The sequence below is a fragment of the Pedobacter sp. UYEF25 genome (genome assembly GCF_054061655.1).
Map to the genome: position 1 here is coordinate 48085 of NZ_JBSSEL010000009.1, position 13793 is coordinate 61877.

The 13793-nt window shown below is 38.7% G+C and carries 13 protein-coding genes; 3 read left to right on the forward strand and 10 right to left on the reverse strand.

Features of this window, described 5'->3' with window-relative positions; genetic code table 11:
* The first annotated feature begins 23 nt into the window (after positions 1 to 23).
* Positions 24 to 335 carry a hypothetical protein gene (locus ACVWYG_RS10075; protein WP_457270098.1) on the forward strand — a complete coding sequence of 104 codons (312 nt, stop codon included), beginning with the start codon at positions 24 to 26 and terminating at the stop codon, positions 333 to 335.
* Positions 336 to 447: 112 nt separating this feature from the next.
* Here ACVWYG_RS10075 and ACVWYG_RS10080 read toward each other — a convergent pair whose 3' ends face one another.
* The 9 genes from ACVWYG_RS10080 to ACVWYG_RS10120 form a co-directional block, all read right to left on the reverse strand.
* Positions 448 to 609, reverse strand: coding sequence for a hypothetical protein (locus ACVWYG_RS10080; RefSeq protein WP_457270099.1), 162 nt, complete (start codon positions 607 to 609; stop codon positions 448 to 450).
* A gap of 19 nt (positions 610 to 628) precedes the next feature.
* Positions 629 to 2224 (reverse strand): SusD/RagB family nutrient-binding outer membrane lipoprotein, encoded by a 1596-nt coding sequence (locus ACVWYG_RS10085; RefSeq protein ID WP_457270100.1) that lies wholly within the window; start codon positions 2222 to 2224, stop codon positions 629 to 631.
* Between the two features lie 18 nt (positions 2225 to 2242).
* A complete protein-coding gene (locus ACVWYG_RS10090) occupies positions 2243 to 5266 on the reverse strand; it encodes a SusC/RagA family TonB-linked outer membrane protein (RefSeq protein WP_457270101.1) in 3024 nt (1007 codons plus the stop codon).
* 207 nt (positions 5267 to 5473) lie between these two features.
* On the reverse strand, positions 5474 to 5815 hold the full coding sequence (locus tag ACVWYG_RS10095) for a hypothetical protein (RefSeq protein ID WP_457270102.1): 342 nt from the start codon (positions 5813 to 5815) through the stop codon (positions 5474 to 5476).
* Positions 5816 to 5952: 137 nt separating this feature from the next.
* Positions 5953 to 7146 carry a signal peptidase I gene (gene lepB, locus ACVWYG_RS10100; protein ID WP_457270103.1) on the reverse strand — a complete coding sequence of 398 codons (1194 nt, stop codon included), beginning with the start codon at positions 7144 to 7146 and terminating at the stop codon, positions 5953 to 5955.
* Positions 7147 to 7417: 271 nt separating this feature from the next.
* Positions 7418 to 8152 carry a 4-hydroxy-tetrahydrodipicolinate reductase gene (dapB, locus tag ACVWYG_RS10105; protein WP_457270104.1) on the reverse strand — a complete coding sequence of 245 codons (735 nt, stop codon included), beginning with the start codon at positions 8150 to 8152 and terminating at the stop codon, positions 7418 to 7420.
* Positions 8153 to 8163: 11 nt separating this feature from the next.
* Positions 8164 to 8883 carry a DUF5683 domain-containing protein gene (locus ACVWYG_RS10110; protein ID WP_457270105.1) on the reverse strand — a complete coding sequence of 240 codons (720 nt, stop codon included), beginning with the start codon at positions 8881 to 8883 and terminating at the stop codon, positions 8164 to 8166.
* Positions 8883 to 9794, reverse strand: a complete 912-nt coding sequence (locus tag ACVWYG_RS10115) for a ParB/RepB/Spo0J family partition protein (protein WP_457270106.1) — start codon at positions 9792 to 9794, stop codon at positions 8883 to 8885. The genes ACVWYG_RS10110 and ACVWYG_RS10115 overlap by 1 nt, the downstream gene beginning before the upstream one ends.
* 8 nt (positions 9795 to 9802) lie before the next feature.
* On the reverse strand, positions 9803 to 10606 hold the full coding sequence (locus ACVWYG_RS10120) for a ParA family protein (protein ID WP_457270107.1): 804 nt from the start codon (positions 10604 to 10606) through the stop codon (positions 9803 to 9805).
* Positions 10607 to 10787: 181 nt separating this feature from the next.
* On the opposite strand from ACVWYG_RS10120, the gene ACVWYG_RS10125 reads away from it, so the two are divergent.
* Together ACVWYG_RS10125 and ACVWYG_RS10130 are read left to right on the forward strand one after the other, a co-directional pair.
* Positions 10788 to 11309 (forward strand): NADPH-dependent FMN reductase, encoded by a 522-nt coding sequence (locus tag ACVWYG_RS10125; RefSeq protein ID WP_457270108.1) that lies wholly within the window; start codon positions 10788 to 10790, stop codon positions 11307 to 11309.
* 207 nt (positions 11310 to 11516) lie between these two features.
* On the forward strand, positions 11517 to 13220 hold the full coding sequence (locus ACVWYG_RS10130; RefSeq protein WP_457270109.1) for an FAD/NAD(P)-binding protein: 1704 nt from the start codon (positions 11517 to 11519) through the stop codon (positions 13218 to 13220).
* A gap of 96 nt (positions 13221 to 13316) precedes the next feature.
* On the opposite strand, the gene ACVWYG_RS10135 is transcribed toward ACVWYG_RS10130, so the two are convergent.
* Complete coding sequence (locus ACVWYG_RS10135; RefSeq protein WP_457270110.1) at positions 13317 to 13577, reverse strand: hypothetical protein; 261 nt, start codon at positions 13575 to 13577, stop codon at positions 13317 to 13319.
* Between the last annotated feature and the right edge of the window lie 216 nt (positions 13578 to 13793).

Sequence of the window (13793 nt, forward strand, 5' to 3'; positions counted from 1 at the left end):
CTCTTTTTTTTGCAGTTGCAAATATGATACATTTAGTTTTTCTTTCGCATGTAGTAACACAAAGTCATCACGAGTGTCGGTTAACAAATGAAAAGATGACAGAAGTTATATATGAAACCTACGATTGCGTTAATTATCAGCCAATGAATAAGCCGTTTACAGGCAAAATCATCCGTATTTCTGCATCGTTTCTTATCCAAGAAAACATAATTTCAGACGTTTGCGGGACATCTGCCGAATGGCTAATAAAAATGACAGATGGGAGCTTTGGTCTAAGCGCAAAAAAAAGCGTCAAATATGATTTTTTAGGGCTACCGCGAGTTTATCAAGAATAAATGGATCGTCAAAATAAAATTCTGGTTGGCGTTGACGGTCTGATGACCATTTTAAGCATGCCTGATTTGTGCATATTGCTCAGGATTTTTGCTACAAAGCCTTATCCGCCGGTCATTTCATCTTCTTAATTTTTTGTGCACTACGCATCTGGCTCTGCCACATTTGACCAAGTACCGAAGTACTAAATCGATTGTCCATAAGCCAAAGATGATTTCTTTCTTGATACCTAAAAAGCGTAACAGGACCCATAAAATTGGTCCTATTACGCTTCACAATGCAAATTGAGAAAATATTAATTTTTTACTTTTAAATCCCACCATAAGCGAGTTCCGCCATTGTCTGCGCCACCAAGCAGACTTGCTGCACTGGTTACTTCAGCTTTGTTGGTCTCATATTCTTTCTTAGAGAAGGGCAATCTGCGAATAAAATCTGTAGTGCTAATTTTACCCTGACTTGCATTTATAACCACCGGCATTAAAATAGGATAGTTGGTACGACGTTGTTCGGCCCATGCTTCATTGCCATCAGGCCACAAGCTAAGCCACTTTTGTGTTATGATCCGCTCCATTTTACGCTGAAAAACATCACCGTCGTTCCATTTAACGGTTATGGTGCTTAAATTAGGCGAACCGGCCGCTATATTATTAGATGCACGTACTAAATCCACGTAGGGAGCCTCTGTGCTGGTCGCATCGTTTAAGTAGCCTCCGATAGCAACTCCCGCCTGCTCAAATGAAAGTGATACTCCTCCTTCATAAAAACTCTGCGGCGTACCGCCCATGGCCCAACCACGCAAAGCACCCTCGCAACGTAAAAAAGAGATTTCAGATGCTGCCATTAAACGTATAGGCGAAGAGTTGGACAGATTAAAGTCGCTTGCCGGCGCATACTGGGCAGAATTGTCTAGTTGAATCCCATTGCGGATGCCGCGATATTCGCCATTTTTATTTTTAACGAAATAAGCTGATATCCTCGGATCCTTAAATCCTTTGAGATAAGTTTCCATAGGTGCTCCCATTTTAGTATCCAAATATTCATAGCAAACGGACCAAATCGGGTTGGTAAAAGTAACGCCGTTAACTGCATTTACATAGGCGTTATCAGCGTTAGTTGTCATTAGACCTCCTGGATCGCTCACCGCTTTTTCGGCTTGAGTTTTCGCAAGTGCAGGATTTACCATGGCAATACGTATCGCCAACCTTAAGCGCAATGAGTTTGCGAACTTTAACCATTCCTTATAGTCGCCATTGTAAAGCAGATCGTAGGGTTTAAACGGTTTTGCATCTGGGTTTTCCGCAATGTATTTGGTAAGTGTGCTCACGGCAAAATCTAGCTCATCAAAAAAGGTTTTATACACAGTCTCTTGACTGTCGTAGGGAACAGACAATGCTTTAAGACCAACTTTGGTGTAAGGTATAGGTCCATATACATCGGTAACACGGTGCATGGCTTCTACTTTTAAAATATTGGCTATCGCGAGGTAATCTTGCGAGGTCGGGGTAACTCTTCCTCTTACTTGTACCCAATTGGCCATTATAGTACCAAAGCCAATGTCGAATGGCGCTGTATTCCAACCTTCATTGAGGTTGTAAGTGTGGTTATTTGGATTAAAACCAGCATCTCCTGTCATCATAAAACCAGAAAATATATCGGCATTGAGATTCTCTTGTACTTGGTAATTATAGTTTATACTGTTAACAATACCAAGTTCCATAGGTACCATAAATGCGCCTAAACCCTCGCCATCAATTTTTAGCAGCGAGTCAGTGGCATCGTACCTATTGGTGTTATACTTTTCGAAGTTTTTTGTGCAGGAAGACTGCACCAACATAACGCCTAACCCAAAAGCTAAGGCGATATTTTGTTTGTTTAAATATTTTGTTTTCATTTCCGTATGATTTATCGATTAAAATTGAGCGCTGATCTTGAATCCTATACTACGAATGGTAGGTAAATTGAATATGTCAATCCCTTGAAAACCATTACCCGTTGATAAAGCAGCGTCAGGATCAAATGGCGCATTATTTTTGATAAAAAACAAGTTACGAGCCAATACCGATATTCCAATATTTTTTACCTTATTGTTAAACAAAGCACTTGGCAAAGTGTAACCGAATGTCATTTCACGCAATCTGATGTTTGTTGCGCTGTAAACATATTCTGATGCTAAACCGTTACGACCATCAATTAAGTCGTAATATTTCTTCGCATCAACTTTTTGGTTGTTAATCTGTACTCCACCATTATCTCTAGCCAGCGCAGTGGCAGCAGAAGCTCCATAAAAGTCTAATACAGAGTTGGTCAGTGACACTACCTGGCCGCCAAAATGTCCATCGATAAGAAAGCTAAAATTGAAATTTTTATAGGTAAACTGATTTTGGAAACCTGCTAAAAATCTTGGATTGTAATTGCCAATTTTGCTTAGGTCATCTGATCTTAGTGGAATGCCATCTGAATCAACAATATAATTTCCCGCGGCATCTTTTTGCAGTGTGCGAGAATACATGTCGCCATAAGATCCGCCTTTCTGAACACGTAGATCAAAGAAGTCTGTCGAAAGCGTTACATAATCAAGATTTTTTTTCTGCCCGGTTGATGGTTCGGTAAAGTTGTCAAGTACAGTTAACACTTTGTTGCGGTTTACAGAGAAATTAATGCTGGGAGTCCAACTAAAACCACCTGACACCAAGTGATAACCCAAGGTTCCTTCAACCCCTTCGTTGCGCACATTACCACCATTAAAGTAATAAAGACTGTGAAGTGAGCTTGCGGACGGTTGTATGGCATAGATTTGGTTTGTAGTGAATGACCTGTATATGTTGGCACTTAGCGTTAGACTATTGTTAAAAAAACGCAAATCAGTACCAATTTCGTAGGACCTTGTGTTTTCGGGCTTTAAGGTACCAAGTCCTTCAGCGCCAATAGCGGAAACAGTACCGTTTGTAACTGAATACGTTGGATTGGTTGCATACAATATAGACGATGCGCCATTACCAACGCCAGTAACATTGGCTCTTAATTTTGCAAAGCTTACAAAATCTGGCATTTTAAATATTTGACTCAAAATGGCATTTACCCCTACTGATGGGTAAAAATAATTATTCTTAGCCGTAAAAGCTAAACTAGAGTCCCAATCGTTACGGGCTGTAAGATCCACAAAGAACTCATCTCGGAAACCAATGGTTGCAGTAGCAAACACTGATTGTACCTGGCTTCTGTCTGAATATTGAGTTGGATAAACTCTGGTATAATCTATATTAGAGATAGAAAATACGTTTGCAAAATTTAACAAGTTGCCCGAGGTATTCGAGCCCGAACTTAGATTGTTTTGCAAGCTTGCGCCTAAATTAGCATCCAAGCTAAAATCTTTAATTTTTTTAGTGAAGTTGGCTAAAACATCCGCGTAGGTCTGAGTAACGGTTGAAGGGTTAAAAGTATAGGAACCTTTGTAGCCAACGATGGTGTTGTTAGACGATGCGAAATTCTGGCCCTCATAAGTATCGTTCGTACGATCTATCTTTAAGCGGGCTTGTATATTAAACCAATCTGTTAATAAATATTTGGCAGATACTGTTCCCAACAAGCGGCTTAATTTATCCTGATTATTGTTTCGGTTTACGATCCAATAAGGATTTTGCGTGGCGATGTCACTTACCGTAAAAGCCGATGGCCAATTCTGAACCATCAAATTCCTTCCAGGATCGTACACCTGATAATTTTGGAACTGATCGAAATTAACGCCCCTTGGAAAAATATACAAAGGCACAATTGGGTTGTAATAAAAACCTTGGTTTGGCCTGTTATTCACATTTTGTGAAATGTAGTTTGCCGTAATGTCTAGCGTTAATTTATCCTTAAAAAATTGACTGCTGTTACGTACATTAAAATTATATTTGTCCAATTTGTTGTTTGGAATAATTCCAGTTGAGTTAGTGCTTTCGAAACCGAAATAAGTTTGATTGGTTTTAGTACCTGTTTGTATAGATAGCGAATTTGTAAATGTTTTACCTGTGTTAAAAAAATCTGTTGGGTTGAAAGACGATGGCGAGCTTAATTTAGTAGTCGCCCAACTGTCGTTAGAATTAGCTGCGACGTCGGCCTGCCCATAGGTATTTTGCATTTCGGGTAATTTAAAATCATTCTCAAAAGTAGAGTTTGATGAGAAGCTAACAACCGTTTTACCATCAATACCTTTTTTTGTGGTGATTAAAATCACACCATTAGAACCTTGATTACCATACAAAGCAGAAGCCGCTGAACCGGGCAATACTGTGATGCTCTCCACATCTTCAGAATTCAGGTTTTCTACTGCATCGCCCCTATCTTGTCCACCAAATGCGCTTTCGATTTGTGAACTATTGTTGCGTGGCATGGGTATTCCATCAATTACAAATAACGCATTGTTATCGCCAGTAACAGATTTACTACCGCGTAAAACAATCTTAGTAGAACCACCTACACCAGATGAGCTTTTTGTAATCTGTGCACCAGCAATTTTACCCGATAAGGTGTTTACCAAACTTGGATCTTTTACTGCGTTGACATCGCTACTTTTAAATGTCTGCACTCCATAGGTTAGTGTTTTCGATTCTCTCTTAATTCCTAAAGCTGTAACTACTATTTCGCTTAAACTATTGTTGCCCGCCTGCATTGTTACATTAACTATAGATGACGTGCCAACGATTACCTCTTTACTTCCATATCCAACAAAACTGAATACCAAAGTTGCTCCCTGATCTACTGAAATGGAAAACTTTCCATTTGCATCAGACTGCGTACTTATTTTGGTTCCTTTAACGAGGACACTCACCCCGGGTAACACGCCAGAAGCTTCTGTTACCGTACCGGTAACTGTTTTTTGTGCATAAGCAACAATCGTTAAACAACTTAACAATAGTACGCTTAGACATCTCAAATAGATTTTTTTCATGATGTCATTCTTTTTTAGATAAAACTAGTTTAATGGATTAAAATTTATATTCATTATTAAAATACACTGTGCTCTATAACTAGACTTGCTGTGGTGATCGAAGTCGAGTCTTAAGCGCTGCGTTGTAAGCAGGTTTTTTGTCCGTTCTGCACCTCGTTGCCATGAAAAATTCAGTTATGACGTTTTGAATGCGTGGAAAACAACATTTCACCCGCTCGCTCCTCTGCGCAGGAACACGATGCATTTAGGGTAAATCATGGTTATCAGTATGGCTGTGATTTTTTTTAAATGATTGAAGATTTCTGAAAAGATTGATGTGGCTGAGGAATCTTGTTGAGCTACCACAATTAGAAAATAATCTTTATACCGGTCGGTCTCGTCTTCTAACAAAATAGGCAAGCTTGTCTTCGCAACCTCTACAATTGCAACCGATACCAAACTCCGCAAGCTAAGTTTAGTTAGCCAGGTAAGCGAAAGCGCATTCCTATAAAATAAATACTTAAAGGCCTCTGCCCTAAGATTTAATCCGTTTTGTATGACTGCTGACATTTGAATAGTTAAACAAACTTAAACTAAATTTCACATTCCTAAAGAATCTTTTTATATTTTTTTAAAAAGTTTGTTTTAATAAAAAAACTCCTGAAAAAAATTTCAGGAGTTTAATAAACTTGATTAGTTAAATGCTTTTAGTGAATGCCGCTAAATAGCCTGCTCCATCTAATTTTATGGAGTAACGGCGCATCGCCGTCCCAACTCATCCAGATAAAAAGCGCTTTGCCAACAATATGATCTTCAGGAACAAAACCCCAATATCGACTATCCGCGGAGTTATGCCTATTGTCTCCCATCATCCAATAATAATTCATTTTAAAAGTATAGGAGGTTGCTGGTTTATCGTTGATGTACCATTGCTTTCCTTTTTGTTCTACCTTATTTCCCTCATATGTTCTGATGGCTCGATAATATAAAGGCATTGTGTTGCTGTCGATGTTGACTGTCCACCCTTTTGCAGGAATTTTTATCGGTCCAAAATTATCTACATTCCAAACCCTATTTGGATCATGTGGAAATAAACCAGTTTCTCGTTGCGTTAATACTGTTGGACTGAGTTTTACAGCGCTCACGAAATTCAACGATCTAAGCGCTTCTACGATATTTGGCGAGGCATTGGCGATATAACTTTGATTTCCAATCTGCTGCATTTCCCCAGTCCTCAGCCCAAGATCTTCTAAAACAGAAAAATTAACATCAGTTGTTTTAAAATCGATCTGATAGGGCATCATTCCAGTAGCCTTTAAAGGCTCTGGCTTCCCATTAATACTAACTATACCGCCATTCATACTTACCACATCGCCAGAAACCCCTATACAACGTTTTATGTAATTCTCCCGTTTATCTACCGGTCTATCTATAATGGTATAAGTGCTGCGAACAACTCCTCGACCCATATTGCGCACCATATTATAATAACTATCTGCTTGATTTTCTACTGCTACAGTATCACCCTCCGGAAAATTGAAAACAACTACGTCGTTCCTTTTTACTTCAGAGATGCCAGGCAAACGGTGGTATTTCAATTCAAATCCATCCCAATAAGCCTTAGTAGAAGTAGTTAAGGGCATGGTGTGGTGTGCGAATGGAAATGCAATCGGCGTCATCGGTATCCTTGCGCCATAATTAACCTTGCTTACAAATAAGAAATCTCCAATCATTAGCGTGCGCTCCATTGATCCTGAAGGAATGGTGTATGCTTCGATAAAAAAAACTCTAATAATGGTGGCAGCGATCACTGCAAATACAATGGCATCTACCCACTCGCGCGTTTTAGATTTTTTCTTTTCGGAGGCAGTTTTATTTTTCTGCCAAAATTTGTAGCTCATATTAAGGGTATTAAAACTAACTCATCAAAATTTATAATGGCAACACGCCAACACCTGACTTTGAGCACCAGATTTGGTCAATGTTACAATTTATGGAAGCAAAAGTATAATTTTTCATTTGTTTGACTCGGTTGCAGATAAAACCAATTTGAATTTCTAGAAACCTACGTTTGGGTAATGTCTCATCGTTTATGGCACGGGTAAAAGAACCAGTGAGGACTCAGGTCCTATTTTCTAAATTCATTCCTGCTTATTAGTTGCGCGTGTTGCACTATTCAAAAATATCTGCAACGTTAAAGAAACCATTTCTATTTTGCAACCATTCGGCGGATATTACTGCACCAAGTGCAAAACCACTCCGACTATGCGCCGTATGCGTAATGGCTATATCATCTACCTCACTGCTGTAGACAATTGCGTGTGTACCCGGAATGTTATTCACTCGATTAGACTCAATGAGCAATTGATTTATTTTTGGAGAAACCACGGCAGGCACATCAGTTAGCTGGTTTACCCATTCATTTTTACGATCCACATTTTCTATTATCCCTTCTGCCAAGGTAATTGCTGTACCACTTGGTGCATCTAGCTTTTGGGTGTGATGTGTTTCTTCCAATTGCACATCATAAGCTGGATACTCATTCATCAACTTAGCTAAAAATTTATTTAATTTAAAAAACAAATTAACGCCAATACTGAAGTTAGAACCATAAAGCATGGTACTATTGCTTTTATCGCAATCATTTTTTACTTCTTGAAGCTTTCCATACCAACCCGTTGTGCCTACAACTAATGGTAAGTTCGCATCAAAACAGGCATAAATATTTTTCAAAACTGCATCGGGCGTACTAAAATCAATGGCGACGTCTGCCTTTTGTAAATTTTCATTGGTCAAATCGAAAGGGTTATCGATAGAAATTCTAAGCACAATTTCATGCCCTCGCTGTTGCGCTATTTGCTCGATTAGCTGTCCCATTTTGCCAAAACCTAGAAGTGCAATTTTCATGTTATTAATAATCAGAAGGTTAACACTACTTTAAGCGAGGGTACATAGTTACCTCCATATAGTGTGGTATTTTGTAGTGATGGCGACAAGTTGAATGCCAGATTATCATCCACGTTAAAAAAATGAAGCCGGGCAGCGATATATGCATCCAACACATTGGCTAAATAAAGCAAGCCATAAGAGAAGATCACAATTTGACTATTTCTTTTGTACGTATTTTTTCCGTTTGTAATTCCTGCGGTGGAATAGCGGTCGCCGAATGGGCCGTTTGGATCGAACGGTGCATCGTTATCGAACCTATACTGCAGCTCTTTTAAAAAGATTTTGTAATTCTTTCTGGCGTCGATGTAAGCGATGGTCAAAGCAGTGAAGCCACCATAAATTGCGCCTATTTTACCAATAGTGTAAGCTTTTTGAAGGACATGACTTTTACCGGCCCGCTCTCCGTAGCCATCCTTGAGCAATTGAATGTTGTAAAGCTGACCCCATCCAGGTACAATTAACGAACGGATAATTGCCTGCCGACCGGCAACTTTCCCGGGATTGACGTATTTCGGTTTTACGGTATCGGTTTCACTTTTCGATCCAATTTTCTCAATAAGTTGAGGTTTTTTAACCGATTTTACCGAATCCAAAGGTTTCAACACGGTATCTTTTACCTGCGCTTTCGCAAGAGTAGAAAGTAGGATACTGCAGAAAAAAATAAGTAAAAAATGCTTTAACGTATGCATTACCAATCCAATAATTCCAGAATTCTGTTTAAATCATCATCATTTAAAAATGGAATTTCTATCGCTCCTTTTCCATTTTCGCCAACCTTTAATTTTACACGGGTTGCAAACTTCGACGCCAATTCGTCTTGCAATTTACGGTGTTGAAAAGAGATCAACTTATCTGTAACCTCTTTTTTAGGCTGCTCCGCAGGTTGACGTAGAAGATTACGAACCAATTCCTCTACTTTACGAACCGACAATCCTTTCTCCAAAATCTCTTGGTGGAGGAACAGCTGCTTATCTATCCCATCAACATTTATGAGTGCCCTTGCGTGGCCCATAGATATTTTTTGATCTCTAATGGAGGCTTGAATTGCAGGAGGAAGCTTCAACAACCTGAGGTAATTTGTAACTGTACTTCTGCTTTTACCTACACGACCACTTAATTCCTCTTGTTTTAAGCCGATTTCATCAATCATCCGCTGAAAGCTCAGTGCAACTTCTATGGCATTTAAATTTTCTCGTTGAATGTTCTCAATTAATGCCATTTCTAGCATTTGTTGGTCATTTGCACCTCGAATGTAAGCAGGAATTTTAGAGATACCTGCCAATTTCGACGCCCTGAACCTGCGTTCTCCCGAAATAATTTGATACTTATTGGCGCCTAGTTTGCGTACAGTTATTGGCTGGATTAGTCCCTGTACCTTTATAGATTCTGTCAACTCACCGAGTGCCTCCGCATCAAATTCGGTACGGGGTTGATAAGGATTTGTTTCTATTTCTGCCATGTTCACATGGCTGATGTTGCCCACTTGAGCGCCCTCACTAGTTGCATTAAAATTATCTCTTGAGGGCTGGCTAACATCATGGTCATCCAAAAGCGCACTTAATCCTCTTCCTAAACCTGTTTTTCGCTGAAAAGATGTCATCTATAAAATTATATTGTTTCCGTATCTATACTTTCTACCTCTTTTAACAACCCGTTTTTCTTAACTATTTCGCGTGCTAGATTTAAGTAATTGATGGCACCTTTACAGTTTGCATCGTGCATTATAACCGAAATACCAAAACTTGGGGCTTCGCTTAACCGCGTATTGCGCTGGATAATCGTATCAAAAACCAATTCACTAAAATGGGTGCGAACCTCCTCTACTACTTGATTGGATAAACGCAAACGCACATCGTACATGGTAAGTAAAATTCCCTCGATTTCTAGATCGGGGTTTAAACGATTTTGGACAATTTTTATGGTGTTAAGCAATTTGCCCAAACCCTCCAATGCAAAGTACTCGCATTGTACTGGAATAATAACAGAATCTGCAGCAGTCAGTGCGTTTATGGTAATCAATCCTAAAGAAGGAGAACAATCAATGATGATAAAATCGTATTGATCTCTAATCTTTTCGAGTACAGCTTTCATCTTGTACTCCCTATTGTGTAGATTGATCATCTCAATTTCCGCGCCCACAAGATCAATATGAGCAGGTAAAAGATCTAAATTCGGAGTTTCCGTTTTTTGAATGGCCAGCAAAGGGTCGACATCATTGATGATGCATTCGTAAATACTTTCTTTGATAGTACGCGGATCGAATCCAATGCCAGAAGTAGAATTTGCCTGAGGATCCGCATCTACCAGTAATGTTTTAAATTCTAACACGGCCAAACTTGCGGCCAAGTTTATAGAAGACGTAGTTTTTCCCACCCCTCCTTTTTGATTTGCTAATGCAATGATTTTGCTCATTTATCTATTCAAAAAACTACGTATCGTCTAATCGCCTTACTTTGATGTGGCTTTTCTTTTCTCGAAAAAAACTATTTTTGTTCGCTGTGCAGGCTATTTATCAAACAGCTAAGATACAAACTATATGGTAATTTTAGCTGCAACAACCTTCGCGTTTTACACATATTACTAACAATTAACCATGCTTACCATCTTATCGGCGACAAATAGACCTAATAGTAAAACTCTAAAACTTGCAAAAAATTATCAACAGGCGTTCGAAGATAGAGGCGTGAGTTCAACAATTTTAAGCTTGGAAAACCTTCCTCCAGATGTGCTTAATACAGACATGTATGGAAAAAGATCTCCGGCCTTTACAGAAATTCAAAAACTTATTTCTGCCTCTGATAAATTCCTTTTTATCATGCCAGAGTACAACGGCAGCTTTCCTGGCGTATTAAAAGTATTGATTGATGCTTGTGATTTCCCGGAAAGTTTCTCGAACAAAAAAGCCGCCTTAACTGGTTTGTCATCTGGAAAATATGGAAACATTAGAGGTGTAGATCACTTTACAGGTGTTTGCCACTACATTAATTTACATGTGCTGCCCACACGTTTGCACATTCCAAATATAGTTTCTGAGTTAAATGCAGAAGGTAAATTGTATAAAGAGGATACCATTCATTTTGTAACGGATCAAGTAGTTCGATTCATCAACTTTTGAGATTAACAAGGAATTACTTTTATATTGGAAGTGTATTTTTACCGTATATCCAATCTAAACATTATAGGTAAACTACCTAAAATAAACGTTTTTTATACGCATCTTCTAGCAACGAAAAACCATCTGTAGAAAAAGGAGTTAAGGAAAATTAATCTGCTCATTGCATAGGGCAAAAAGGGCACAATTTGACATAAATCTTTTTTTCAAATGTTTCAGAAAATTGCGCTAATAGGTGGCGGCCCGAGTGCACTGTTTATGTTTCAGCGTTTTGTATTGGCAGAAAAGCTAGATTTTCGGGTTGATGTTTTTGAGAAAAGCAATCGGCTTGGCGCAGGCATGCCCTATAGTAATGAAGGCGCTTTAGATGAGCACATAACCAATGTATCTGGCAATGAGATACCTGAGTTGGTTAATAATTTAACCGACTGGATGAAAACAATCCCGAAGGCGGTATTAGATCGCTTTAACATAGATCTAGCGAATTTTAGCGGCTATCAGGTGCTTCCTAGGTTACTGTTTGGAGATTACTTAGAAACCCAATTTAACTTGCTGATTAAGAAAGCTCGAGAAGTTGGAGTAAAAACAAATATTTTCTTCGATTCGGAGGTGACCGATGTGAAGGATTTTCCGGAACGCAAAAAAGTGACCGTTTTTGTTAAGGGAAAAGCTATGGGAGATTACGACCATGTAATTATTTGCACAGGACATACTTGGCCCAAAACAGCTGAAGGGACAATTGACGGTTATTTTGATTCTCCATATCCACCAGAAAAACTAAAACAGCTGTTTAATCATCCCATCGCTATAAAAGGATCGTCCTTGACCGCAATCGACGCGATCCGAACTTTGGCAAGACACCATGGTGAATTCTCGAAGGGTAAACATAAAATTCCAAAATATCAATTAAATGAAGGTTGTGCAGAATTTAAAATGATTATGCATTCTCGCCACGGGATGCTGCCTGCAGTTAGATTTCATTTAGCTGATTCTCATTTATTAAAAGATACTATATTAAGCCGTGAGGAAGTGGCACAAAACATGCGTGAAAATGATGGATTTTTACTGCTAGATTTCGTCTTTGATAAAAACTTTAAGGAACTTTTTAAAGAAAAAGATCCGGATTTTTACAATAAAATCAAGAATTTGTCTATAGAAGCGTTTGTTGATAAGGCAATGGAATTAAGGGAACGGTTAGATCCGTTTATGCTTTTTGAAGCGGAATATGCCGAGGCAGATAAATCTATAAAACGTAGAGAATCTGTATATTGGAAAGAGCTGCTCGCAGTACTTAGCTTTGCGATGAATTATCCGGCAAAACATTTTTCGGCAGAAGACATGCTGCGTTTGCAGAAAACACTGATGCCGCTCATCTCTATTGTCATCGCCTTTGTGCCCCAAAGTTCTGTAGAAGAACTTCTAGCCTTGTATAAAGCAGGGGTACTAGAAATGGTTGCTGTTGATGAAAACGGAATAGAAAAACCAGACCCTCTTGGCGGAGCAGTTTATCATTATAAAAATGAAAACGGCGTAGTAGTTGCCAAACACTTTAAAACCTTTATAAATTGCGTCGGTCAGCCTCACTTAAATTATCAGGACTTTCCCTTCAAAAGTCTACTTTTTGACAACACCATATCACCTGCTAAACTAAAATTTAAACAGTCCATTACGTCAACTATGTTTGGTAGTGACAAAATTAACGGTATTGAAAAATCTGCTAACGGCCATTATCTAAAGGTACCCGGAATTGCAATCAACGATAATTTTCAGGTTTTAGACGAATTCGGTGCGCTAAACCCAAGGATTTACGTGATGGCAGTTCCTTACATTTCTGGCTTTAATCCAGATTATTCGGGTTTAGATTTTGGCGAAGCGGCATCATCCATTATTGCAAAAAGCTTATTTCAATTGTAAGAAAATGGAAAATTTGAGCGTTAAAAGCACTATGGACCGAAATTTGGTGCAAAAACAATTGGCTTTAAAAAGCGCATGAATAGAATACATTAAAGATTACTCCTCTTTACTGTATGGCATATTCCCCGCACTTCCCTTATTTCCTTTGTCATGGTCGCTTCTGGCTTCTTCAGAGCCAAAATCTCCCTTTCCAAAACTTCTGCCAAGATCTTTATCCTCTGGTTTAACCACATTTTGCTCATTGTGCTCGTCGCTGTGATTTGCTGGCACTAAATGATCGGGCATATTAGAGCGCTCAGCAGCGTTTTCCAGTTTATCATCCTGCAGGTTTTTATTTTGTTTTTCTAAATCATTCATAGCTCATCGTTTTCTAGCAAACACAGGCAAGGGTATTTCAGTTTTGATTTTAAAAAAAAAGAGATCCCATTTTTAGAATGGTTAACATTAATATTTAAGGATCTTACTTAGGGCGACCTAATTGAATTTCTAAAAACAGAAGTAGTTTTACAATCTTGAACATGTAACATCTCCGCTATTAGGAGCTTTGTAAAAAATTAGTTTCAAGCGGTTTAT

What these genes read in the sequence shown, in the direction of transcription:
- ACVWYG_RS10075 (WP_457270098.1), top strand. Translation starts at nt 24, where the DNA reads ATGATACATTTAGTTTTTCTTTCGCATGTAGTAACACAAAGTCATCAC.
- ACVWYG_RS10085 (WP_457270100.1), bottom strand. Translation starts at nt 2,224, where the DNA reads ATGAAAACAAAATATTTAAACAAACAAAATATCGCCTTAGCTTTTGGG.
- ACVWYG_RS10090 (WP_457270101.1), bottom strand. Translation starts at nt 5,266, where the DNA reads ATGAAAAAAATCTATTTGAGATGTCTAAGCGTACTATTGTTAAGTTGT.
- ACVWYG_RS10095 (WP_457270102.1), bottom strand. Translation starts at nt 5,815, where the DNA reads ATGTCAGCAGTCATACAAAACGGATTAAATCTTAGGGCAGAGGCCTTT.
- lepB (WP_457270103.1), bottom strand. Translation starts at nt 7,146, where the DNA reads ATGAGCTACAAATTTTGGCAGAAAAATAAAACTGCCTCCGAAAAGAAA.
- dapB (WP_457270104.1), bottom strand. Translation starts at nt 8,152, where the DNA reads ATGAAAATTGCACTTCTAGGTTTTGGCAAAATGGGACAGCTAATCGAG.
- ACVWYG_RS10110 (WP_457270105.1), bottom strand. Translation starts at nt 8,883, where the DNA reads ATGCATACGTTAAAGCATTTTTTACTTATTTTTTTCTGCAGTATCCTA.
- ACVWYG_RS10115 (WP_457270106.1), bottom strand. Translation starts at nt 9,794, where the DNA reads ATGACATCTTTTCAGCGAAAAACAGGTTTAGGAAGAGGATTAAGTGCG.
- ACVWYG_RS10120 (WP_457270107.1), bottom strand. Translation starts at nt 10,606, where the DNA reads ATGAGCAAAATCATTGCATTAGCAAATCAAAAAGGAGGGGTGGGAAAA.
- ACVWYG_RS10125 (WP_457270108.1), top strand. Translation starts at nt 10,788, where the DNA reads ATGCTTACCATCTTATCGGCGACAAATAGACCTAATAGTAAAACTCTA.
- ACVWYG_RS10130 (WP_457270109.1), top strand. Translation starts at nt 11,517, where the DNA reads ATGTTTCAGAAAATTGCGCTAATAGGTGGCGGCCCGAGTGCACTGTTT.
- ACVWYG_RS10135 (WP_457270110.1), bottom strand. Translation starts at nt 13,577, where the DNA reads ATGAATGATTTAGAAAAACAAAATAAAAACCTGCAGGATGATAAACTG.